This is a genomic window from Allobosea sp. P2_B12 (assembly GCF_056404835.1).
Window position 1 is genome coordinate 465,317 of record NZ_JBFUDG010000003.1, and the last position, 22,895, is coordinate 488,211.

Annotated in this window: 17 protein-coding genes and 1 tRNA gene; 9 read left to right on the forward strand and 9 right to left on the reverse strand. The window is 67.3% G+C overall.

What is annotated here, in order from left to right:
• Positions 1-3: 3 nt before the first annotated feature.
• The 3 genes from AC1DYU_RS11025 to AC1DYU_RS11035 all read right to left on the reverse strand — a co-directional run bounded on the left by AC1DYU_RS11025 (position 4) and on the right by AC1DYU_RS11035 (position 2,974).
• Positions 4-276: a DUF6460 domain-containing protein gene (locus AC1DYU_RS11025; RefSeq protein ID WP_476791642.1), complete on the reverse strand. Its 273-nt coding sequence runs from the start codon at positions 274-276 to the stop codon at positions 4-6.
• Between the two features lie 88 nt (positions 277-364).
• The gene (locus tag AC1DYU_RS11030; protein ID WP_476791643.1) at positions 365-1,045 is read right to left on the reverse strand and encodes a response regulator; all 681 of its coding nucleotides are present in this window, start codon (positions 1,043-1,045) and stop codon (positions 365-367) included.
• A 150-nt stretch (positions 1,046-1,195) separates the two neighbouring features.
• The gene (locus AC1DYU_RS11035; RefSeq protein WP_476791644.1) at positions 1,196-2,974 is read right to left on the reverse strand and encodes a cisplatin damage response ATP-dependent DNA ligase; all 1,779 of its coding nucleotides are present in this window, start codon (positions 2,972-2,974) and stop codon (positions 1,196-1,198) included.
• Between the two features lie 119 nt (positions 2,975-3,093).
• Between AC1DYU_RS11035 and AC1DYU_RS11040 the strand changes: the two genes are divergently transcribed.
• A complete protein-coding gene (locus tag AC1DYU_RS11040) occupies positions 3,094-3,876 on the forward strand; it encodes an SGNH/GDSL hydrolase family protein (protein WP_476791645.1) in 783 nt (260 codons plus the stop codon).
• Between the two features lie 7 nt (positions 3,877-3,883).
• Here AC1DYU_RS11040 and AC1DYU_RS11045 read toward each other — a convergent pair whose 3' ends face one another.
• Positions 3,884-4,975, reverse strand: a complete 1,092-nt coding sequence (locus tag AC1DYU_RS11045; protein ID WP_476791646.1) for a ligase-associated DNA damage response exonuclease — start codon at positions 4,973-4,975, stop codon at positions 3,884-3,886.
• A gap of 23 nt (positions 4,976-4,998) precedes the next feature.
• Between AC1DYU_RS11045 and AC1DYU_RS11050 the strand changes: the two genes are divergently transcribed.
• Positions 4,999-5,958 carry a class I SAM-dependent DNA methyltransferase gene (locus AC1DYU_RS11050; protein WP_476791647.1) on the forward strand — a complete coding sequence of 320 codons (960 nt, stop codon included), beginning with the start codon at positions 4,999-5,001 and terminating at the stop codon, positions 5,956-5,958.
• Positions 5,959-5,984: 26 nt separating this feature from the next.
• On the opposite strand, the gene AC1DYU_RS11055 is transcribed toward AC1DYU_RS11050, so the two are convergent.
• Positions 5,985-6,458: a VOC family protein gene (locus tag AC1DYU_RS11055; RefSeq protein WP_476791748.1), complete on the reverse strand. Its 474-nt coding sequence runs from the start codon at positions 6,456-6,458 to the stop codon at positions 5,985-5,987.
• Between the two features lie 229 nt (positions 6,459-6,687).
• Here AC1DYU_RS11055 and AC1DYU_RS11060 point away from each other — a divergent pair, with 229 nt between their 5' ends.
• The 6 genes from AC1DYU_RS11060 to AC1DYU_RS11085 all read left to right on the forward strand — a co-directional run bounded on the left by AC1DYU_RS11060 (position 6,688) and on the right by AC1DYU_RS11085 (position 14,472).
• Positions 6,688-9,174 carry a ligase-associated DNA damage response DEXH box helicase gene (locus tag AC1DYU_RS11060; RefSeq protein ID WP_476791648.1) on the forward strand — a complete coding sequence of 829 codons (2,487 nt, stop codon included), beginning with the start codon at positions 6,688-6,690 and terminating at the stop codon, positions 9,172-9,174.
• Between the two features lie 5 nt (positions 9,175-9,179).
• The gene (gene pdeM / locus AC1DYU_RS11065; protein ID WP_476791749.1) at positions 9,180-9,881 is read left to right on the forward strand and encodes a ligase-associated DNA damage response endonuclease PdeM; all 702 of its coding nucleotides are present in this window, start codon (positions 9,180-9,182) and stop codon (positions 9,879-9,881) included.
• Positions 9,882-10,081: 200 nt separating this feature from the next.
• A tRNA-Thr gene (locus AC1DYU_RS11070) sits at positions 10,082-10,156 on the forward strand.
• Positions 10,157-10,452: 296 nt separating this feature from the next.
• On the forward strand, positions 10,453-10,791 hold the full coding sequence (locus AC1DYU_RS11075; RefSeq protein ID WP_476791750.1) for a LysR family transcriptional regulator: 339 nt from the start codon (positions 10,453-10,455) through the stop codon (positions 10,789-10,791).
• Positions 10,792-11,107: 316 nt separating this feature from the next.
• Entirely contained in the window at positions 11,108-13,297 is a 2,190-nt protein-coding gene (locus AC1DYU_RS11080) for a TonB-dependent receptor (protein ID WP_476791649.1), read from the forward strand.
• A gap of 23 nt (positions 13,298-13,320) precedes the next feature.
• Complete coding sequence (locus AC1DYU_RS11085; protein WP_476791751.1) at positions 13,321-14,472, forward strand: ABC transporter substrate-binding protein; 1,152 nt, start codon at positions 13,321-13,323, stop codon at positions 14,470-14,472.
• Between the two features lie 82 nt (positions 14,473-14,554).
• Here AC1DYU_RS11085 and AC1DYU_RS11090 read toward each other — a convergent pair whose 3' ends face one another.
• On the reverse strand, positions 14,555-18,310 hold the full coding sequence (locus AC1DYU_RS11090; RefSeq protein WP_476791650.1) for a DUF2339 domain-containing protein: 3,756 nt from the start codon (positions 18,308-18,310) through the stop codon (positions 14,555-14,557).
• 187 nt (positions 18,311-18,497) lie between these two features.
• Positions 18,498-19,151, reverse strand: a complete 654-nt coding sequence (locus AC1DYU_RS11095) for a hydrolase (protein ID WP_158485587.1) — start codon at positions 19,149-19,151, stop codon at positions 18,498-18,500.
• 146 nt (positions 19,152-19,297) lie between these two features.
• Here AC1DYU_RS11095 and AC1DYU_RS11100 point away from each other — a divergent pair, with 146 nt between their 5' ends.
• Positions 19,298-20,191 carry a LysR family transcriptional regulator gene (locus AC1DYU_RS11100; protein ID WP_476791651.1) on the forward strand — a complete coding sequence of 298 codons (894 nt, stop codon included), beginning with the start codon at positions 19,298-19,300 and terminating at the stop codon, positions 20,189-20,191.
• Between the two features lie 87 nt (positions 20,192-20,278).
• Here the strand turns inward: AC1DYU_RS11100 and AC1DYU_RS11105 are convergent, their stop codons facing one another.
• Together AC1DYU_RS11105 and AC1DYU_RS11110 are read right to left on the reverse strand one after the other, a co-directional pair.
• Positions 20,279-21,364: a hypothetical protein gene (locus AC1DYU_RS11105; RefSeq protein WP_476791652.1), complete on the reverse strand. Its 1,086-nt coding sequence runs from the start codon at positions 21,362-21,364 to the stop codon at positions 20,279-20,281.
• Position 21,365: 1 nt separating this feature from the next.
• Positions 21,366-22,895 carry a class I adenylate-forming enzyme family protein gene (locus tag AC1DYU_RS11110; protein WP_476791653.1) on the reverse strand — a complete coding sequence of 510 codons (1,530 nt, stop codon included), beginning with the start codon at positions 22,893-22,895 and terminating at the stop codon, positions 21,366-21,368.

Below are 22,895 nucleotides of genomic sequence, written 5' to 3' on the forward strand. Positions count from 1 at the left end.
CGCTCAGCGCCGCGCGGCGAAGAGCCGGGCCAGGAGCCAGATCGGCACCACGAGCAGCGCACCGGCGATGACCCATTGGCCAACTTCGCGCACCGCGCCGAAGCCCATATCGCCGAGGGAGCGCACGAAGCGGGCCGCTGTCTCGTAAAGCGCGCGCGGCGACAGGCCGAGAAAGGCCATGGCCGCGCCGACCAGCAGCGAGATGAAGAGCAGGCGCACCACCACGGCGAGCGGCGAGCCGCCGAGAAAACGTTCGATACTGCTGCCGTTGGCCATGACTGATCTATCCCCGATACGCATTCATCAGAGCCCCGCGCGCTTGAACCAGGGCTGAACGGCCGGTCAAGCGATGAGGTCTTTCGCCTCACAAAGTGGCGGAGGCTCCGGTCGAGGCCCAGGCCGTGCCGGCGATCTTGGCGGCGGCGATGACGGCCTGCGTCCGGCTGTCGACGTCGAGCTTGGTCAGGATGGCCGAGACATGGGCCTTCACGGTCGCTTCCGAGACACCGAGTTCATAGGCGATCTGCTTGTTCAAAAGCCCTTCCGACAGCATCATCAGCACGCGCACCTGCTGCGGCGTCAACGTCGAGAGATTGCGGACCATGGTGGCTGTCTCGGCATCGACGGGCGCGTTGAGATCGATGCCGGGCGGGGTCCAGACGCTACCTTCGAGCACGGCGCGGATCGCCTCGCCCATCTGCTCGACATCGGCGGTCTTGGGCAGGAAACCGAGCGCGCCGAACTCGATGCAGCGGCGGATCACGCTGGGCTCGTCATTGGCGGAGACGACGATGACCGGCACCTCGGGATGATCGGCGCGCAGGAAGAGCAGCCCGGAGAAGCCCTGCACGCCGGGCATGGTCAGATCGAGCAGAACGAGATCGGCGTCGCCGCCGGTGTCCAGCGCCTCGGTCAGTGCTTCCAACGAGCCGACCTCGCTGACATCGGCGCCTTCGAGCGCCGTGGAGACGGCCTGCCGGAGCGCGCCCCGAAAGAGCGGATGGTCATCCGCGATCACGATCCGCGTCGAAGGTTGCCGTTTCATTGGAACCGATCCCCAGTGTGCGCCCGTATCCTGCCCCAGACGGGGCCATGATCTCAAGCGTGGCGGCGATGCTGCATCGCAGCTAGCCTGGAAGGCTGTGAACCATCCCGCGCCGGGGAGCAAATCCGACAAACGGCGAAACCGGGCCTTTCAGCCCGTTGACGGCAGCAGAACTTCCAGCGCCTCGATGCGGTCGGCCTCTCCAGGCGGCTTGTCCCAGCGGATGCGGCTGATGCGGGGAAAGCGCATGGCGAGGCCGGATTTGTGGCGCGTCGAGCGCTGCAGCCCCTCGAAGGCGACCTCGAAGACGAGCCCGCTTTGCGCGTTGTGCGTCACCTCGCGCACCGGCCCGAAGCGGTTCAGCGTGTGCTTGCGGACATAGCGATCGAGTTCGAGCAGTTCCTCGTCGGTGAAGCCGAAATAGGCCTTTCCGACTGGCACCAACTCGTCCGCCCCCTCCTCGCCAACGCGCCAGACGCCGAAGGTAAAGTCCGAATAGAAGGAGGAGCGCTTGCCGTGGCCGCGCTGGGCATACATCAGCACGCAATCGACGAGCCTGGCCTCGCGCTTCCATTTCCACCAATGGCCCTTGGGACGCCCCGGCAGATAAAGCGATTCGAGCCGCTTGATCATGCAGCCCTCGACAGCCTCGGCGTCTGCACCCGCGCCGGCCGCGACCGGATCGGCCCGGGCGGCAGCAAGCTCCTCCCAGTTCGAGAACGCGATCGGCGGCGAGAGATCGACGATCGGGCTCGCCAGCCTTGCGACGAAGGCCTCGAGGCGCTTGCGGCGCTCCGACAGCGGCAGGCCGCGCAGATCCTCATCGCCATCGACCAGCAGGTCATAGGCGCGGATATGGGCGGGGTATTCGACCAGCATCTTCGCGGTCACGCTTTTGCGGTTGAGCCGTTGCTGGAGGGTGTTGAAGCTCTGGACCGTCTCCTCGCGCCGAACCAGCAATTCGCCATCGATCGCCCCATCCAGCAGCAGCGCCTCGACGACATCGGGGAAGGAGGCTGCGATGTCCTCGCCCGTCCGCGAGAATAGCCTTGTGACGCGCGTGCCGTCGGGCCGCGTGCCGCTGACGGCCTGGACCCGGATGCCGTCCCATTTCCACTCGGCCTGGAAGTCCGCCGGCTCCATCTTCTCGAAATCGCCATCCTCGATCGGATGAGACAGCATCACCGGCCGGAACGGCGCCGGATCGGTCGCCTCCGGCCGCGGGCCGCGCCCTTCCAGCCACGCGAAGAGCGCCTCGTAAGGCGGCTCCAGACCGTGCCAGACCTGCTCGACCTCATCGGGCGCAACGCCGCCGAGGCTGGCGGCGGCGGTCTTGGCGAGGCGCGCGGACACTCCGATGCGCAAGGAGCCAGTGATCAGCTTGAGCAGCGCCCAGCGCCCGGTCTCGTCGAGCGCATCGAGCCAGGAGGCGACGAGGCGCGGCAGATCGGTCTTGCCGGCGTTGCGCAGGCCGGAGACGACATCGGGAAGGGTCAGTGGCGGGCGGTTGTGGCCGGGCTCGGTGGTGGCCGGTGCGTGCTCATCTCTCCCCCCTGGTGGGGGAGAGATGGAGAGAGGAGGCGTCCCCCCTGGGGAGCGCTCACCAGGCGGGACGCCTCCCACCCCTGCCCCTCTCCACGAGGGGGAGGGGTTCTGCGTCGAGCCCCACATCAGCGCGACCGTCTCCGAGAGATCGCCGACATAGTCGTAGGACAGTGCGAACAGCACCGGATCGGTGCGCTCTGCGATCAGCGCGCGGATCAGGCCGGCCTTGGCGTTGGCGAAGACGAGCCCGCCGGTCATCGCCGCCAGAGCCAATCCGCGATCGGGATCGGGCGTGGTGCGCAGATAATCGGCGATCAGCGCGAGCTTGGCGTTGCGGCGCGGCTCATAGGCGAGGCGGTCGAGCAGCCAGGCGAAACGGTTCATGGCCGTGCCTCCCGGCCGGGGCCGTGCGTCGCCGGTATCGTCCTGCTGCACCGCGTCATTCAGTTACCGTTCATCAAGGAATTGTTACCGATGAGAACCTGATCCGAGGATGGACATTGATGCGCGGCACGATGCGGTTCCTGCCTTTGCGTTTTCTGGCCTTGAATCTCATTGTTGCGGCGATCTCGGCAGGAGCGGCCCAGGCGGGCCCGTTCATCTGCCGCGAGACCCCGATCGTGCGCGCGACCGACAAGCTCGCCACGCTCGCGCCGCGCATAGCGGCCGGCGGAAAGCTCGAAATCCTCGCCATCGGCTCCTCCTCGACCGAGGGCATCGGCGCCTCGGCCAAGGACAGGACCTATCCGGCGCGCCTGCAGGCCCTGCTCGGCGCAGCTTGGCCGCGCGTCCAGATCAATGTGGCGAATGCCGGCATCGGCGGCGAAATCGCCCCCCAGACGCTGGCCCGCCTGAAGCGGGCCGTGACCGAGCGGCGCTATGATCTGGTGATCTGGCAGGTCGGCACCAATGACGCCGTCACCGGCGGCGACCTCGCCGCCTTCAAGGCGATGGTGGAAGACGGGGTCTCGATCGTGCGGCAGGCCGGGATGAGCCTTGCCTTGCTCGATCCGCAGTATTTTCCGGGCATCCGTGAGCCGGCCCGCTACCGCACTTACGTCGATGCGATCGGCGAGGTCGCGAAGGGCCAGAACGTGCCGGTGTTCACGCGCTACGACACGATGCGGGAATGGCACGGCTCGGATGCGCAGGCCTTCACCGCCGCGCTCGCTCCCGACAGCTTCCATATGAGCGATGCCGGCTATGACTGCCTCGCCCGCGACATGGCAGCTGGCCTCGTCTCGCTGACGACCGCCGGGCGTCCCGTCATGGCGCAGAGCAAATAACGCGGGCTTAGACAACCGCGGCATCGGCGCTTTCTCCTGCCAATTCTGCCCCCGTCGGTTCCGCCTCGCCCTCGTCGCCATAGCCGACGAGATGCAGCGGCTTGGCCTTGAGGCCGACCGTGCCGCACCAGTGCACCAGCGCTTCGGCCTCGCCATGGGTGACCCAGATCTCGCCGGCGCCGGTCTCGCGGATCGTCGCCTGAAGATCGTCCCAATCGGCATGGTCGGAGATGATCAGCGGCAGTTCGACGCCCTTCTGCCGGGCACGCGCCCTGATCCGCATCCAGCCAGAGGCGAAGCTGGTGACGGGATCGGGGAATTTGCGCGCCCATAGGTCCTGGATCGCACTTGGCGGGCAGAGCACGATCTCGCCGCCCAGCGTCTTGCGGTCAGTGGCCGCGACCTTGCGGATTTCGCCGAGCACGGCCCCTTCCGACAGATAGAAATCCGTCAGCTTCTCCATCGCGCCATGGACATAGAGCGGGCGCTCGTAGCCGGCCTCTCGGATCAGGGCCATCACGCGCTGCGCCTTGCCCAGCGAATAGGCGCCGACGATATGGGTCCGCTCGGGAAAGACCCGCACCGATTCCAGCAGCTTGCCAACCTCGGCATGTGCCGGCGGGTGCCGGAACACCGGCAGGCCGAAGGTCGCCTCGGTGATGAAGATGTCGCAGGACACCGGCTCGAACCTTGCGCAGGTCGGATCGCGCTCGCGCTTGTAGTCGCCGGAGACGACGATACGCAGCCCCCCGGATTCGACCACGATCTGAGCGGAACCGAGGACATGGCCGGCGGGCACGAAGGTGAAATCGACCGGACCGATCCGCGTCGTCTCTCCGGGCACCGCCTCCTGCCGCGTGCCCGTGAAGCCCTCGCCATAGCGCAGCGCCATGATCGCGAGCGTTTCGCGCGTCGCCAGTACGGCGCCATGGCCGGCGCGGGCATGGTCGGAATGGCCATGGGTGATCAGCGCCCGGTCCACCGGCCGGACGGGGTCGATATAGATGTCAGCCGGCGGGCACCACAAACCCGCCGCCGTCGGGATCAGCAGTTCGGATGGGCGCATCGTCTTGAGCGGGCGCGGTCTGGCCAGTGTCATACTCCTCAGATAGACCGACGCGCATGATCGAACAGGGCTCCACCGCGCATTCCGCCAGTTCCGGCGACCTGACGCTCGACCGCCGCTACGCTTGGGCGGAAGCCGCGCTGAAGGAGGGCGATGCGAAGGCTTGCGTCGAGATCCTCGACCAGACGCTCGCCGAGGCCTACCACTTCACCGCCGCCTGGCATCTCTACGGGCTGGCGCAGGAGACGCTCGGCCGCAACGAGGAGGCCGCGACCGCCTGGCGGCAATGCCTCCAGCTCGACCCCAACGACCATTTCGGCGCAAGGCTCGACCTCGCCCGCATCGGCGCGATGTCGGCGGAGGACGCCACCTCCGAGAACTTTTCCGGCACGCTGTTCGACACTTATGCCGAGCGCTTCGACAGCCATCTGACCCAGGCCCTGCACTATAACGCCCCCGCCCTGTTGCGGGCCGCGCTGACCCGCATCTGCGACAACGCCGGCCGGCCCTTCCGGTTCGACGCCGTGTTCGATCTCGGCTGCGGCACCGGGCTGATGGGCGAGGCGATACGGGCCGAGACCGGCTTCCTCGCCGGTTGCGATCTCTCGCCGCGCATGATCGAGCGGGCGCGGGTGAAGCTGCAACAAGATGGCACCCCGCTCTACGATAAGCTGGCAGTAGCGGGGCTGACCGCCTTCCTGTCGAGCCGGCCCGACGCCAGCGCTGATCTCGTCGTCGCGGCCGACGTCTTCGTCTATCTCGGCGAGCTCGCGCCCAGCTTCGCCCAGAGCGCGCGCGTGCTGAGGCGAGGCGGGCTCTTCGCCTTCACGGTGCAAAGCCATGCCGGCGAGGGCGTCGTCGTCGGGGCGGATCGGCGGTTCGCGCATGCGGAGGGCTGGCTGCGGCAGAGGCTGAAGGAGGCGGGGCTTCGACCGGTACTGCTGGAGCCCGCCAGCACGCGGCAGGATCGCGACCTGCCCGTTCCGGGGCTGCTGGTCGTGGCGGAGCGGGGCTAAGCTGGTCAGCCGATGCCGACTGATCCTCAGCCGCGCCGGGCAGCCTCGATCGCGGCGACGTCGATCTTCTGCATGTCCATCATCGCGGCGAAGGCGCGCTTGGCCTCGTCGCCGCCGACAGCCAGGGCTTCGGTCAGCACGCGCGGCGTGATCTGCCAGTTGACGCCCCATTTGTCCTTGCACCAGCCGCAGGCGCTTTCCTGCCCGCCATTGCCGACGATGGCATCCCAGTAGCGGTCGGTCTCAGCCTGATCGTCGGTAGCGATCTGGAACGAGAAAGCTTCGTTGTGCTTGAAGATCGGTCCGCCATTGAGACCGATGCAGGGAATGCCGGCGACGGTGAATTCGACGGTCAGGACGTCACCTTCCTTGCCGGAGGGATAGTCGCCGGGCGCCCGGTGGATTGCACCGACAGAGCTATCCGGAAATGTCTCGGCGTAGAACCGGGCGGCAGCCTCGGCCTCCTTATCGTACCACACGCAGATCGTGTTCTTGGCTATGGTCATGGCGTTTCCCTTCGCTCCTGGAGGCAGATCGGCGGAGCTGCATGCACGGAGAACACTCTCGCCCGCGCCGCGTTCCACCGGCCAGCCTGACGTAAGATTGTGACATGAGGCCGGATGGAGCGGCAACGCGCTCGGGACAGTCGCCTTGAGGCCCGGACATCCATCCGGCGAATGTCTTCATTCCCCTTTCGTTCTCACACGTCACGCCTTATCTCTCGAACGCATGGCCGCGCCCTCCCCGCTCCCGCCCGCCTTCGACAACTGGTTCGCAAGCCGAGGCTGGAGCGCGCGTGCGCATCAGCTCGCGCTGCTGGACGAGGCGCGGGCCGGGCGCTCGACGCTGCTGGTCGCCCCGACCGGGGCCGGCAAGACGCTCGCCGGCTTCCTGCCCTCGCTGGTCGAGCTCTCGGAGCGTGCGGCCAAGCGCGAGGGGCTGCACACGCTCTACATCTCGCCGCTGAAGGCGCTCGCCGTCGATATCGCCCGCAATCTGGAGACGCCGATCCGCGAGATGGGGCTGGCCGTCACCGTCGAGACCCGCACCGGCGACACCTCGGCGGCCAAGCGCACGCGCCAGATCCAGCGCCCGCCCGATATCCTGCTGACCACGCCGGAACAGCTCGCCCTGCTGGTCTCGCATCGCGATGCCGCGCTTTTCTTCGCGAATCTGCGGCACATCGTGCTCGACGAGCTGCATGCACTGGTGATCTCGAAGCGCGGCGATCTGCTCTCGCTCGATCTGGCGCGGCTGCGCAGCCTGGCGCCGCAGGTCAGTGCGGTGGGGCTCTCGGCGACGGTGCGCGAGCCGGCCGATCTGCAGCGTTTCCTCGGCGGAACCGAGACGCCGGCGGGGCTCGTCACCGTCACGGGCGGCGCTGCGGCGCGCATCGGCATCCTGCAGACTGACACCCGCCTGCCGCTTGCCGGGCATACCACCGGCCATGCGATGGGCGCGGTCTATGAGGCCATCAAGGCGCACAAGCTGACGCTGGTCTTCGTCAATACGCGCATGCAGGCCGAGTTCGCCTTCCAGGCGCTGTGGACCATCAACGACGACAATTTGCCGATCGCGCTGCATCACGGCTCGCTCGATGTGGCGCAGCGCCGCAAGGTCGAGGCTGCGATGGCCGATGGCCGGCTCAAGGCCGTTGTCTGCACCGCGACGCTCGATCTCGGCATCGACTGGGGCGATGTCGATCTCGTCGTCAATATCGGCGCGCCCAAGGGGGCGAGCCGGCTGATGCAGCGCATCGGCCGCTCGAACCACCGCATGGACGAGCCCTCGCAGGCGCTGCTGGTGCCGTCCAACCGCTTCGAGCTGCTGGAATGCCGCGCCGCGCTCGATGCGGTCGCGGAAGCTGCGCAGGACACGGCCGATGCCCGCATCGGCGCGCTCGACGTGCTCGCGCAGCATGTGCTCGGCGTCGCCTGTTCGGACGGTTTCGACACCGACGCGCTCTATGACGAGGTCTGTACCGCCTCGCCCTATGCCGGGCTGGAGCGCGCGGATTTCGACGCGGTGGTGAACTTCGTCGCGACCGGCGGCTATGCGCTGCGCAGCTATGAGCGCTTCGCCAAGCTGCGGCAGGACAAGGCCGGGCATTGGCGCGCCAGCAACGCCAAGGTGATCCAGCAATACCGGATGAATGTCGGCACCATCGTCGAATCGACCATGCTGAAGGTCCGGCTCGGCCGGGCGCGCGCGGGCAAGCCTGGCCAGCCCGGCACGATCACGCGCGGCGGGCGGGTGCTCGGCGAGGTCGAGGAGTATTTCGCCGAGACGATGACGCCAGGCGACACCTTCATCTTCGCCGGCGAGGTGCTGCGCTTCGAGGGCATCACCGGAAACGAGGCGGTCTGCTCGCGCGCGGCGCCCGGCACCGACCCGAAGATCCCCTCCTATGCCGGTGGCAAGTTCCCGCTCTCGACCTTCCTCGCCGCCCGCGTGCGCGCCATGCTGGCGAGCCCGAAGGAGTGGGACAGCCTGCCCGAGGAGGTCTCGTCCTGGCTGCATGCCCAGCGCCTGAAATCGCGCCTGCCGAAGCCCGGCGAACTGCTGGTCGAGACCTTTCCGCGCGGCGGGCGCTTTTATCTCGTCGCCTATCCCTTCGAGGGCCGCCTCGCCCACCAGACGCTCGGCATGCTGCTGACCCGGCGGCTGGAGCGGGCGAAGATGCGGCCGCTCGGCTTCGTCTGCAACGACTACGGCATCGCCTGCTGGGGGCTCGGCGACATGAGCGCGGCGATCGCGCGGGACAGCTTAAGCCTCGACGACCTGTTCGCGCAGGACATGCTCGGCGATGATCTCGAGGAGTGGCTGGCGGAATCGGCGCTGATGAAGCGCACCTTCCGCGCCTGCGCCGTCATCGCCGGCCTGATCGAGCGGCGCTTCCCCGGCCAGGAGAAGAACGGCCGGCAGGTCACGATCTCGACCGATCTGGTCTATGATGTGCTGCGCCGGCACGAGCCCGAGCATGTGCTGCTGAAAGCCGCACGCGCCGATGCCGCCACGGGCTTGCTCGACATCCAGCGTCTTGGTCAGATGCTGACGCGAATCAGCGGCCATATCGTGCATCAGCCGCTCGATCACGTTTCGCCGCTGAGCGTCTCCGTCATGCTCGAAATCGGGCGCGAGGCCGTCTTCGGCGAGGCGGCGGACGAGATTCTGGCGGAGGCGGAAGCGATGCTGATCGAGGAGGCGATGGCGTGAACGCAATGGCGGCAGCGGCAGGCAGGACGGGAAGCCCGGCCTTCATGCTGGGGCGGCTTGCGGTCGTGCCCGATCTCTCCGGCGCGCTCTGGCTGCCCGACGAGCGCACCCTCGTCGTCGCCGACCTGCATCTGGAAAAGGGCTCGGCCTATGCCGCGCGCGGCGTCTTCCTGCCGCCCTATGATTCGGCCGCGACGCTGGCGGCGCTGACGGCGGCGATCCTGCGCCATGCCCCGCTGCGCGTGATCGCGCTCGGCGACAGCTTCCATGATCGCGAGGCGGAGGCGCGCATCAGCGCCGAAAACCTCGCCGCGCTGCGCCTGCTGCAAAGAGGCCGCGACTGGATCTGGGTGACCGGCAACCATGATCCGCAGATCAGCGCGGCAATGGGCGGCGACACCACCGACAGGCTCAGCCTCGCCGGCGTCACCCTGCGCCACGAGCCGGATGCGCGCGAGACCGGCTTCGAGATCGCCGGCCATCTCCACCCGGCCGCCAAGGTCAGGATGCGCGGGCGGGCGCTGCGGCGGCGCTGCTTTGCCCTGTCGTCGCGGCGCTGCGTCATGCCGGCCATGGGCGCCTATGCGGGCGGCCTGAACCTGCGCGACATCGCCTTCCGACCGCTGCTGCAGGAGGGCTTCAGCGCCCATCTGCTCGGCGATACCAGGCTGTTCCGCATCGACCCCCGCCTGCTGTTGCCGGATTGACGCTGCCAGGCCGGCACCTCCTCCCCGAAGGACGCGCCCCCGGCCGCGACGAGGCCGCGATCCCCATATCGTTTCACGCCCAGTGACGAGACGGGTTGCGTCCACGAGGGGCTTGTGGCATCAGGACGCCGCTTCGGAAACGACGCCACGCTGACTTTCGCCTCCCGGCGACTGCCAACCGCCGTGGACGCTCAATTCCTGCTGCGGTAGCTCAGTGGTAGAGCACACCATTGGTAATGGTGAGGTCGAGAGTTCAATCCTCTCTCGCAGCACCAGCCTTCCCTGCCTCAAGGCTTTGGGAACGCTGAAATAGCTTGAATTCAGGCAGATATACCCATCTCGCTACCGCAAAAGGGACGCGAGTTCCGGTGAAGCGAGCCCTATCGTGGCCGCCGCCTACGCTCGATCATCGGCAAGCGCTCCGATCTGCCGTTCACCCGCCCGGCCTATGGCACTGCCCTGAAAGGGGTCGCTGCTGGCCCGCCGGCGCAGATCGGCGGGCCTCTAGCTGAAACGCAACCACTCCGGCGCGGCGGCACGATTTCGGAATGGCAGATGCCATGGCGAGACGATCGCCCTCCCTCAACGCACTCGCTGCTTCGAAGTCGCCGCAGCTCAGTTCAGCATCAAGAAGGCGGCGCTGATCCTGAACGTCAGCGAGAGCGCGGTCAGCCGCCAGGTGAAGATCCTCGAGGACCAGCTCGGCGCCCAGCTCTTTCTGCGCAACCATAACGGGCTGGAGATCACCGATGCGGGCCGCCGCCTTGCCCTGAGCGTCAAGGAGGCGTTCAACGACATCGCCAACGCCGTCAATTCGTTTCGCAACGACTGTGACGCGATCACGATCAAGGTGCTCCCGACCTTCGCGCTGCACTGGCTGCTGCCGCGGCTGCGCGGTTTCGCAACCTGAAGCATCGTCTGCCTCTGCTTTTGAGAGGCAGGGTTCTCAAAATCATCATCGACCGAATGCGGGCGGACGGGCCCAACCCGACGCGCAGCACGGCAGCGGCAGGAAGCCGCGCCTTCCAGCAAGGATCGGGGTATTTTCACGCGCCCTGATTGCGCATCTTTATAGTAATTATAATATACGAGTTGCAATTTTGCGACATCGCTCCCGCCGCTTGGGAAGATATACTATTTTACATTTGTCATTCTGATTTTGCCCTGACAGTAAATCTCCGCGATATCAGCCGGAATCGGCTGGGTATTCCTTGACGGAGACAGGCATGACGATTCAGCGCACCCCTCTCGACCGCACCGAAGCGTGCGCGGAGCCTGGCCTCGGCCTGCGCAAGCTGGCGCTGACAGGCGCAGCGATGGTCCTGGGGGCGGCTGCGGTTCAGGCGCAGGAGCCACGTCCTACGGTCCAGCTCGACGCCATCGTCGTCGAAGGGCCGGCAAACCCCGGCTCCGTTCCTCCGGCCTTCGCAGGCGGACAGGTCGCGACGGGCGCGCGCCTTGGTCTTCTCGGCAATGCGGAGACGCTGAACACGCCCTTCAACGTCACCAGCTACACGGACGAGTTCATCCGCAATCAGCAGGCGCCGACATTGAGCGATGCGCTGATCCTCGATCCGTCGGTGCGTAGCTCGCATCCCTCCGGCGGCATCGTCGAATCCTTCAATATCCGGGGATTTCCGGTCGGCGAGGGCAACAGCGGCGAATTTGCCTTCGACGGCGCGTTCGGCGTGGCGCCAAACTACAAGGTCTTCACCGATTACATCGAGCGGATCGAGGTCCTCAAGGGTCCGGCAGCGGCGCTGACAGGCATTGCACCCAATGGCGGCGTCGGCGGCGTCATCAACATCGTCCCGAAGCGCGCCGGAGCGGATCTGACACGGGTCGGAACGGAATTCTCCTCGAAAGCCTATGGCGGAGCCACCTTCGACGTGGCTCGCCGATACGGCCCCGGTCGCGAATTCGGCGTGCGCGTCAACGGCAGCCTGCGCGGCGGCGATACGGCGATCGACGGGCAGCGCAATGTCACGGGCATCGGCTCGCTGGCTCTGGACTACCAGGGCGAGCGCTTCAGGAGCTGGGTCTATGCCCTGGCCCAGCGCGACAATTGGGACGCGCCTTCACGCCCCTACAGGATGAGCCCGGGCATTGCGGTTCCCAAGGCGCCGAATGGTACGCGCAACATGATCCAGCCCTGGGAGTTCTCACAGGTCGACGACACCTCGGCGCTGATCAAGAACGAATATGATCTCACCGACAATGTGACGCTGTTTGCCAATGCCGGCGGCTCGCAGACGCGGGGCAACCGCTTCTTCGCCAATTCGCCCCTGCCCACGATTCTCAATGCGAGAGGCGATACCACACAGGCACCGCAGTACTTCGATCTGACGGTCGATCGCCGGAGCTACGACGCGGGCTTCCGCGCCCGCTTCGATACGGGCTTCGTCAAGCATGCGCTGACCTTCCAGGCATCCTATTATCGTGAGGAAACCGATCGGGCCCTGACCACCGGGCGAGCCTTCTCGTCGAACATCTACGCTCCGGCGCTGACCGCACCGCAATTCGCGACGCGCGCGCCCCGCATCCGGCTCTCGGATAGCGACCTGACCAGCATCGCGCTGGCCGACACGCTGTCCGTGCTGGACGAGCGCATCGCTCTGACGCTCGGCGTGAGACGTCAATCCGTCGAATCGACCAATTACTCGACTGTGAACGGCGCCGTCACCTCGTCCTATGACGAGAGCGCCACGACGCCGCTGGTCGGCCTCGTCCTGAAGCCTCACCAGAACGTGTCGCTCTATGCCAACTACGTCGAAGGGCTGAGCCGCGGCGATATCGCCCCGACCACCGCCAGCAATGCCGGAGAGACCTTCGCCCCCTACCGGACGAAGCAGTACGAGGCCGGCGTGAAGGTGCAGTATGGCAGCTTCGGCGCGACGCTTGCCGGCTTTCAGATCACCAAGCCGAGCGGAGAGCTCAACGGCAATCTGTTCGTCGTCGGCGGCGAGCAGCGGGTTCGTGGCCTGGAGTTCAATATCTATGGTGAAGTCGCATCAGGGGTGCGGCTTCTGGGCGGGCTTGCCCTGCTCGACGGCGAGCTGACCAAGACGGCTGTCGTGGCCAATCGCGGCAACACCCCGATCGGCGTGCCGTCCACCCAATTCAATCTCGGCGCCGAATGGGATGTGCCCTGGCTCAAGGGTCTCACGCTGACCGGCACGCTGGTCTATACCGGCAAGCAGTACATCGACGCCGCCAACACCCAATCCCTGCCCGACTGGGCGCGCATCGACATCGGTGCGCGCTACGCCACCGAGATCGCCGGCCGCAAGACGACCTTCCGCGCTGCGGTTCAGAACGTCACGGGCGAGAAATACTGGTCGAGCGTGGCATCCTTCGGCACCTTCTATCTCGGCTCGCCGCGGACCTACCGCCTGTCCATGTCGGTCGACCTGTGAGACGGCACTTGATGCTGGGACGGATGAAATGGATTGCGGGATTCTTCGCGGCACTGGCGATGCTCGCCAGCCTGATGCCTGCGTGGGCCGAGCAGGTGACGCTGACGGACATCAAGGGCCGCAGCGTCAACCTCTCGCTTCCCGTCCAGCGCGTTTTGCTCGCGGAAGGCAGGCAGATCCATACCGTTGCCGCGCTTGATCGCGAGGCGCCGTTCGCGCGGGTGGTCGGTTGGGGCGTCGATCTGGAGAAAGCCGACCCGGAAAGCTACGCCGCTTATGTGGCGCTCTACCCGCAGGCGGCGGTGTTGCCGAAATTCGGGAGCGTGACGGGCGGCGGCTTCGACGCCGAAGCCGCCATCGTCCTGAAGCCCGACATCGTCCTGCTCAACTACGAGGCGCAACGGGCGAGCGACGAAACGCGGCTCGTCGAAAAACTGGCTTCCGTCGGAATCGCGGTGGTCTACATCGATTTTCGCCATGCCCCGTTCGAGAACATCGAGCCCTCGCTGCGCCTGCTGGGAAAGCTGTTCGGACGCGAGGAGGTCGCGGAACGATTGATTGCGTTCCGCGCAGCGCAGATGGCACGCGTCACCGGACGACTGGCTCAGAATCCGCAACTGAAGCGTCCGCTGGTGATGGTCGATCGGATCCCGGGCTATTCGGAAGATTGCTGCCTGACCTTCGGCCCTGAGAATTTCGGCCGGATGGTCGAGGTCGCGGGCGGTCGCAATCTCGGCTCGGAGCTGCTCTCCGGCACCTTCGGAACCGTCAATCCCGAGGCGATCGTCGCGCGCGATCCGGAGGTGCTGATCGTGACCGGGGGGAGCTTCGGCGCGCTGGCGCCCGGCGGCGGCTGGGTCGGGCTCGGGCCGGGAGCGGATATGGCGCTGGCACGCAGCAAGCTCGCCGCGCTGACGCAACGCCCCGCCTTCCTGCACTCTTCGGCGGTCGCCAACCGGCGGGTCCATGCGATCTGGCACCAGTTCTACAACAACCCCTACCAGTTCGTGGCCCTGCAGCGCATTGCGACATGGCTGCATCCGGACCTCTTCGCCGATCTCGATCCTGACGCGACCCTTCGCGAGCTGTCCGAGCGTTTCCTGCCGGTCCCCTATCGGCCGGGCTACTGGACCAGCCTCGACGCAGGCCATGGCGAGCCAGCCCGGCTGCCGTGATCCGGACCCGGCGCCGCCGTTTTCCGCCGGCCGGAGCGACGAGATCTTGGTCGCGGCTGGATAGACTTGCCTCCGCTGCCTTTTACGCATCGGCGGGCGCTGTGACCTCCGTCCCTCGACGCAGAACGCGCTGATAGGCGAGGCCGATCGCGACGAGGCTCCCGCCCAGGCCGATGAAGGACAGGGCCCGCAGCAGCCCCTCCAGCCCCGACATGTCGACGAGGAAGGCCTTGCAGATCGCGATGGTGACGATGCCGAGCGAGGCCAGGCGCAGGTCGCGCGACCGGGCCCGGAAGCCAAGCGCGAGCAAGGCGACGCCATAGAGCAGGATCGCCGCCGAATAGGCGTAGAGTTCGCCGGCGCCGACATTGGCGCTGAACAGGTCGGGACCGACGAAGGCCCGGCGGACCTCGGTGACGACATAGGCCAACGCCCCCAGTATGGCGGCGACTCCATAGGCCCGTGCGACCAGCGGCCGGCCGAGATGGGCCCGCGCCCAGGCGGCGGCTGCGAAGGCAAGAGCCGCGGGCAGCAGATAGCCGATCAGCGCATTGTCAAGGATCAGGACGCCGGCCAGAGGCTGGCCGGTCATCGCCGGGCTGGCGATGAGGGCTACACCGGCGAAGACTGCGCAGGCCGCCAGCGTCGCGGCCAGCGGATCGACCGGCACATTGCGCCCCTGCCAGCGGACGGAGCCGCCGATCATGACCGCGATGGCCAGGATGAAGGCGAGCGAGGCGTAGATGCCGGATTCGGCCAGGGTGATCGGCACCTCCGACGAGAGATAGGGGCCGTGCAGTGCGTGGCGCAGCAGCAGGAAGGCGCAGCCGATGGCGGCTGCGGCCGAGGCCAGCCCGAAGGCGCGTGCGAGCCTGTCAAAGCCGTCGCGCAGCCACCACGCAGCGCCGGCAAGGGCCAGGGCCGTCGAGCCATAACCCCAGAGAATGCGGTTGAAGACGACCGGCCCCTCGACCGCGCGACCGTCGAAGAACGGATTGCGGCCGAAGCCGAAGGCGAGCACGGCCCAGCCGATCGCGATGCCCCCCAGCGTCAGGACGCCGAGCCGCGCGATCTCGCCCCGCGCAGCGTCATGCCAGAGCCGTGCCGCGGCGGTCAGGGCAATCAGCACGATCGCTATCATGACGGCCTCGGCATAGCCGACCGAAGCGCCGTCCACCGGCGAGAGCTGCGGCCCGGCAAAGGCCTGCCGAGTGATCAGTACGACCCCGAGCGAGACCAGAAAGGCGCCGCAAGCGCTCAGCGCATCCGCGACCGGCGAGCTGTCCCTGCGTCCCTTCGCAAAGCCCAGCGCTCCAAGCACACCTCCGGCAACGACATACCAGAGCAGCCGGTTCAGCACCGGCCAACCATCGACGCTGGTGCCGTCGAAGAGCGGATTGAGCAAGGCCCCGAGCCCGCCGAGGGCGAGAAGCATCGTGAGCGCGGCGGCGGCGAGCCCCGCGATCCGGAAGGGCGCGTTGCCGGCCGAGCGGCCGAGACGCTGGAAGCCGGCGCCGAGCAGCCCTGTCGCAATGACCAGGCAGGCGACCTCCTCGAACAGCCGGTTGCGCGGCTGGACATAGTGGCCAGCGATCCAGGCGAGATCGAGCCTGAGATCGGGGCCGACGAAGAACTGATGGATCTGAAGCAGCACGAAAGCGGCGGTGAAGAAGGCGGCGAGCGCCTGATGCACTGTCCTCGGCCGATCCTGCCCGTCGCGCAGCGCCAGCGCGGCGACCCAGAAGCACAGGGCCGGCAGGGCATAGGCCGGGATCAGCCAGTTGAGCAGCGGCCATGACCCCATCTCGGTGAGGATCGGATCCCAGATCCAGCGGGCGAAAGCCGCGGTCGCGAGGCTGGCCGACATCGTCCGCAGCAGCGGGATCGGGCGGGCGCGAGCGAGGATGGCGAGGCCGGCAGCAGAGATCGCGAAGCCCACCACCAGCCAGGTCTCGCGCAGGGCCAGCGCTACGGCGAGGCCCAGCGCGATCGCACCGGCGGCGGCATAGGCGGCGGAGCCGACAAGCGCGAGCGGGTTTTGCGATCTGGTGCTGGCACGCTCGACCCGCAGAAGGAACTCGGAGGCGAGGAACAGCGCCGCGACCAGAAGCGCCGCCAGCGCCGCGAAGCCAGGCGCGCGCTCGAAGCCGTTGACGCGCAGCGTCGTCGCCAGCAGCAGGCAGACCGGCGCCAGCGCCGAGGCGAAAGCAAGACAGCCGCGCTCGATATAGCCGCCGGAGCCGGCCCAGCGGCGCGTGACCAGCGCCGCGAAGGGCAAACCGCCGACCACAGCGGCGAAGAGCGCGGCAGTCCAGGCCAGCCCCGGCCCGGCGTCGGGGGCGATGCTCAGCCTGACGAGGTCGAGCAGGGTCGCAGGCGAGAGGCCAAGCGGGCCTTCCTGGCGGGGCCAGAGCAGGACCATGCCGACCGCGCCTGCGGCAGCAACAAGAGCGAGGGGCGCGAGGTCGCGATGGCGGACCGACGCGATGATGCCGACCGCGACGGTCGCGAGGATTGCGACATGCAGCGGCCCCGGCGCGCCCAGCCCGACCCAGAGCACGCCCGAGATGACCAGCGGCACGGCGATGGCTGCAAGGCCAGTGATATCGAAGGAGGCCGGGCGCCAGGGCGCAACCTCGCCGCGCCGGCGCAGCAGCGGCAGTTCCTTCAACAGCAGCCAGGCGAGGACGGCGCCGGCCACGATCAGGAATGAGGGCCACAGCAGCCCGCGCATGGCGAAGGCGATCAGCACGGTCCAGGCGCCATGGCCGGCGACCGCCGCCAGAGTGACGATCCGGCTCGGGCGCCACGCGTGCAGCAGGAAGGCGGTGGCCGTGACGAACGCGATGAAGAGCGAGAGCGAAGCGAAGGCCGGGGCCGTGCTGGCGATCAGGAAGGGCGTGACATAGGAGCCGGCCAGGCCGAAAAGTCCGAGCGCCGGCCCGTGAAGCAGCGAGGCTGCGAGCGCCGAAAGGCCGATCAGCGCCATGAGCACGAAGGCGATCGTCGGGCCGATGAAGCCGTAGATGGCATGAGCGGCGAAGACGACCGCGAACCCGGCCAGGACGCTGACACCGGCAAGAACGGAAGGGATGTTGGCGTTGCGCAGCGCGCCCGGCGCGATGAAGGGCAGCGGCGCCTCGCGACGGCGCAGATATTCGCTGGCGCCGGCCAGCAGGAGGGCGAAGGCCGCGCCCATCAGCAGCCGGACCCCGGGCCCGAACATGCCGGCCTCGATCGAGTAGCGGACGAGAAACAGGCCGCCGAAGGCGAGGGCCACGCCGCCAACCCAGACGGCCCAGCGCGAGCCGATGGTTTCCTCGATGTCGCGCCGCGGTGGCGGCGCCGCGGTTTCCGCCTTTGCTTCCGGACTGGCCTCCTGCGCGAAGCGGTCGAAGGACGCAGGAACGGCGTCGGCTGCGGGCTCGTAGATTGTTTCGTCCCCCGTCCGAGCCGCGAGCGCGATCTCTTCGGGCGGGACCTGTTGGGGTGGAAACTCTTGGGGCGGAACTTCTTCTGGCTGAATCTCCTCGAGCGTGGGGGCTGCCGGCGCGGCCGGCTCGGGCACCGCGACAGACTCCCAGGGCTCCGGCCCGATCACCGCTGGCAACGGCTCGCCCTCAGCAGGCGCGACGCCCGTCGCCCCGAAAGCGGCAGGGACCGGGACGTCGCCGCGCTTCAGCGCCGCCAGTTCGTCACGGAGTATGGCCAGTTCGGATTTCAGCTGTGCGATCTGATCGAGCGCAGCGGTGCTGCGTCCGGACGCCTGAAGCGCCGCCCGGGGAACGACGATGAAGAAAAAGAAACCGAAAGCGAGGCCGATGATCACCCATTCCATGACGATCGATCAGCCTCCGGTCCACGCAACATTCGAAACGAACGGACAGCCTATCGCGGCGGATCGGGATTGTCATGGCAGAGGAAAACTCGCCGCCACTTTACGGCGAGAGAGGAATGACGAGGCACCCGGGCCCAGTCTGCGCAAGGCATCGCGCCAGTGCCTCGCCATCCCATCCCCGCTTGGATCAGCCCGCGGCGGCCGGCACCGGGGTGTTGAGCAGTTGCTGCTCCCACAGATACGCCATGCCGCTGCCGGCCATGTGATCCTTGAGGAGCTCGACCAACGCAGGGAGGGTCCCGGCCCGCGTATAGTCGCGCTGCCATTCGCACGCGAGCGCCATCCACGTCATCATGTTACAGCCGGCCGCGATCATGCGCTGGATCGCCACCTGATGGGCCTCGACGGACACGCCGCCGCAGGCGTCCGTGATAACCGTCACGTCCCAGCCTTCGCCGGCAGCCTGAATCGCCGGCATTGCAACGCAGATCTCCGTGAACAGACCGGCGATGACCAGCTGCTTGCGGCCGGTCTTCTTGACCGCGTCGACGACCTTCTGGTCTTCCCAGGTGTTGATCAGCATCCGGTCGATCACCTCCTGGCCGGGGAAGACGTCGGTGATCTGCGGAAAGATGGCCCCACCTCGGTCAGCGAGCACGCTCGTGAGGATCGTCGGGACGCCATATGCCTTGGCGGCCTTCGCCAGACCCGTAGCGTTGTTGACCGCCATATGCGGGTCGTGACTGTTCAGGTTTGTGAGCTGGTAAGGCTGGTGATCGATCAGGACGAGGACCGAGTCTTCGGGGCGAAGGAGCGATTTGAGGCCGTTACGAAAGGTCATTGCTATCCTCATTCGACGTCATGGAGGAGTGGACGCTTGCCAGGCGGAATGCGCCGACAGCAGCGCTGCCTCGTATTGCCGTTCCTCCTGGCAGTGCGGTAGCCTCATGCTCTGCCCAGCTGTGTCGCAGAACGGGGAACGCCGAATTGGAGATCAGTGATCTGGAGACGTTCGTCGAAGTCGCCGACGCCGGGGGCGTTTCGCCAGCGGCGCGCCGGCTCGGGGTGTCCAAGTCCATCGTCAGCCGCAGACTCTTCCGGCTCGAAGCGGAACTCGGCGTCCAGCTTCTGGTACGAACCACCCGCGGCGCCGCGCTCACGGAAGCTGGCGCGACGTTCCGGGACCATGCCGCAAGAGCTTGCGCCGAGATCGACATTGCGCGGGACCTCATCGTACCAGGAGGCGAACTTCGTGGCCGCTTGCGGGTCGCTGCGCCGCTGTCGTTCGGCCCGACGCACTTTGCCCCGGCGCTGGCGGACATGGCGCGTCGTCACCCGCAGCTCCAGATCCACACCTGCTACACGGACAGGTTCGTCGACCTCATCTCGGAAGGCTACGATTGCGCGATCAGGGTCGGTTACATCCAGGACTCTCGTCTGATGGCGAGACAGATTGGGCCGATCTACGGAAAGCTGGTCGCCAGCCCCGGCTACATCGCAGCGCATGGGTCACCCGCCACGCCGGACGAGATCGTTGCCCATGAAGCGCTCATGCAGGGCACCGAAGCCTGGCAGTTCATGGATGGCGACACGACTGTAACGGTTCGTCCGCAGGGCCGCTTCAAGGCCGACAACGGCACTGCATTGCTTGCCGCTGCGGTTGCAGGCCTCGGCATCGCCTGGCTCCCGGATGGCCTTACGCATGACCATCTGGAATCCGGCGCGCTCGTGCCGGTCATGACGGATTACCCGCCCCCTCCCGCCGGCGCGTATGTCGTGCGACCGCCGGGACTGCACCCCGCTCGAAAGATCCGAATTCTGACGGAGATGCTGATCGAACACTGCGAACCCGTCCGGAATGCGGTGGACGTCGGTCGCTGACCGCGGCAGTACATGTGAACTTTGCCTGGACGCCGAGCGTCATCCGGTCGGCCGGCTCGGCACTGGCCGCAACCCATCCGCGATGGCTCACCGGGACTTCAGCATCAAGACCGCGCGTAGCTGAAGCAGCTCCTCGCAAACAGCTTCCAGCTCTCGCACGGCAAAGCCATTGCGAAGAGCGGGGACATGCTCGGAGAGCCTTTCGCCCAGGATGCCGGTGAAGCCGAGATGGCCCTCGGGCGACACGACGAGACCATTCTCTGCCTCGAATGTCCCGTTCCAAGCAATCGCCTCAGCTTCTGTCACGCCGTTTGGAAGGTCGAGATCAAGCGCCCCATCCGTCAGGCGGACAGGATAGCCGCCGGGCAGCCCGTTCGGACCTGGCACATGGCCGCTCCACGGCCGCCCAGCCGCCAGGGCGAGCAGCATGGGGACGCCGCTCGCTCCGGATATCTCGATGACCGGTTCAGGGGTGAGCTGGATTTCGGCGAAACGTCCGTAGACGTCCTCCACCTCTTCGCCATCAAGCCAAACGCGCGGCGCCCGCCCGCCACGCTCGTCGGGCCGGCGGCGCCATGCGGCGAGATTCTGGTAATGCGCGAGAACCTTGATCTCGGCACCTGGCGGCATCGCGGCCGATCCGGCGAAGACGTTGGAGAGGATCGCGACATTGCCCATGCCACACGAGACGGCATGGCCGAGCGCCACGATGATGCCATTGACCACGTCGGGAAAGCTGCAGTTGACCAGCGTCACCGGCATACCGCGGCGCGTGATCGCGGCGGCGACGCGGGAGCTGATCAAGGCCTGGAAGACAGCGGTCGCGCTCAACCCTCCTTCGGCCACCAGGCGGGTCCAGGCATTGCCGCTCTGGGCGATGACCTGCGAGGTCTGGATCGAGGCGGCCTGCACGACGATGCGCGGATTCGTGGCCGCCAACAGCGTGTCGGAGGCATCGGGAGCCAGCAGATCGATCGGGTGCGCCGTGAAGCGCGCCTTGCTGCCGAACATGGCCGCACGCGCATTCGCCGCCGTGCGCAGCCAGTCGAGGCGGTCGCGGTTGCGGCCGGCGATGATCACCTCGACCGGCTCGGCCGCCACCGCGGCGATATCGAAGGCGATGCGGGCTGCAAACGAGCCGGTGCCCGAGATCAGGATGTCGCAGCTCGCCATCTCAACGCGCCATCGCCAAGGCCGCACGATCCCAGGCATCGTCGAGTTGGGCTGAGAGCTTGTGCTTCATGATGCGCTGGCTCGCCGTGCGCTCGAAATCCGCGACGAAGGCGATGTAGCGCGGGTTCTGGTAGGGAGCGAGACGCGCGGCCAGCCAGTCGGACAGGGCGGCCGCATCGATGGCCGCGCCCTCGCGCGGCTTGACGAAGAGCTTGATGTCCTGCTCGCCGACATCCGACGCGACGCCGATCATGGCGCAGTCCTCGACATCGGCATGCTCGGCGGCGACATGTTCGACCTCCCAGGCCGAGACATTCTCGCCCTTGCAGCGCACGCTGTCGGTCATGCGGCCGTGGAAATAGAGATTGCCGTCCGCGTCGAAGGAACCGAGATCGCCTGTGTGGAGCGCGCCATTGCGCAGCGCTTTCGCCGTTGCGTCGGGATTGTCGAGATAGCCGGGGAAGATCGCGCCCTCGACATCGGTGTCGACGATGATTTCGCCGCGTTCGCCGATCGCGACAGGCGCGCCGTCGGCTCCGAGCAGCCGGACGCCGAACCAGGGCATCGGCCGGCCGACCGAGCCGACCACGCCTGAATCGTTGCAGGTGGTGATGCTGGACGCTTCGGTCATGCCGTAGCATTCGCGGATCTCGACGCCGAAGCGGTCGCGGAACTGCGGCCAGATATCGGGCGGACAGCCGCCGCCCCAGGCGATGCGCACGCCATGCTCGCGGTCGAGTGGACTGGCCGGCTGCTTCAGCAGGATCTGCAGGATGCCGCCGAGATAATGGATATGGCTCGCGCCCTCCGCCTTGACCTGGTTCCAGAAGCGGCTGGCGCTGAAGCGATCGACCATAGCGAGCGTGACGTCGCGGATCATCGGCAGGGGTAGAAGCTGAGCGCCGCCGATATGGTAGAGCGGCTCCCAGACGAAGAGCACCTCGCCGGGCTTGGTGGCCGAGACGCGGCCGACCCCTTCCGCCGCCAGACGCAACATCCGGTGCGAGACGACGACGCCCTTGGGCCGCCCGGTCGTGCCGGAAGTGTACATGATCGCGAAGACGGCATCGGGCGACGGCGCGGGCTCGTCGAAGCGTGCGCCGTCTTCGAGGATCGAGTCGAGTTCGAAGCCCTGCCTCAGGATCGGCGGCACGTCTTCGCGCACCAGCGCCTCTTCGACCAATTCGGCCAGATCGGTATCGACGACGATCAGCTTCGGCTGCGGGTGGGTCAGGAGGTAGCGCAGGCCCTCGCCGCGCTGCTGCGCATTGACGGGGACCCAGGCGATGCCGGCGCGCGCCAGGCCGAAGACCACGGCGATGGTCGCGACCGAGTTGCGCATCATCACCGCGACACGGTCGCCGGGCTTCAGGCCGCGCAGGCGCAGATGCGCGGCGAAGGCGGCCGAGCGAGCCTCGACCATGGCGTAGCTGACCGCCTCGCCGCAGAAGCGGGCATAGATTCGCTCGGGCTCGCGCGCGGCGCGCTGAATCAGGAGGCCAACAAAGCCGGCATCGTCGGTGGGCATCAT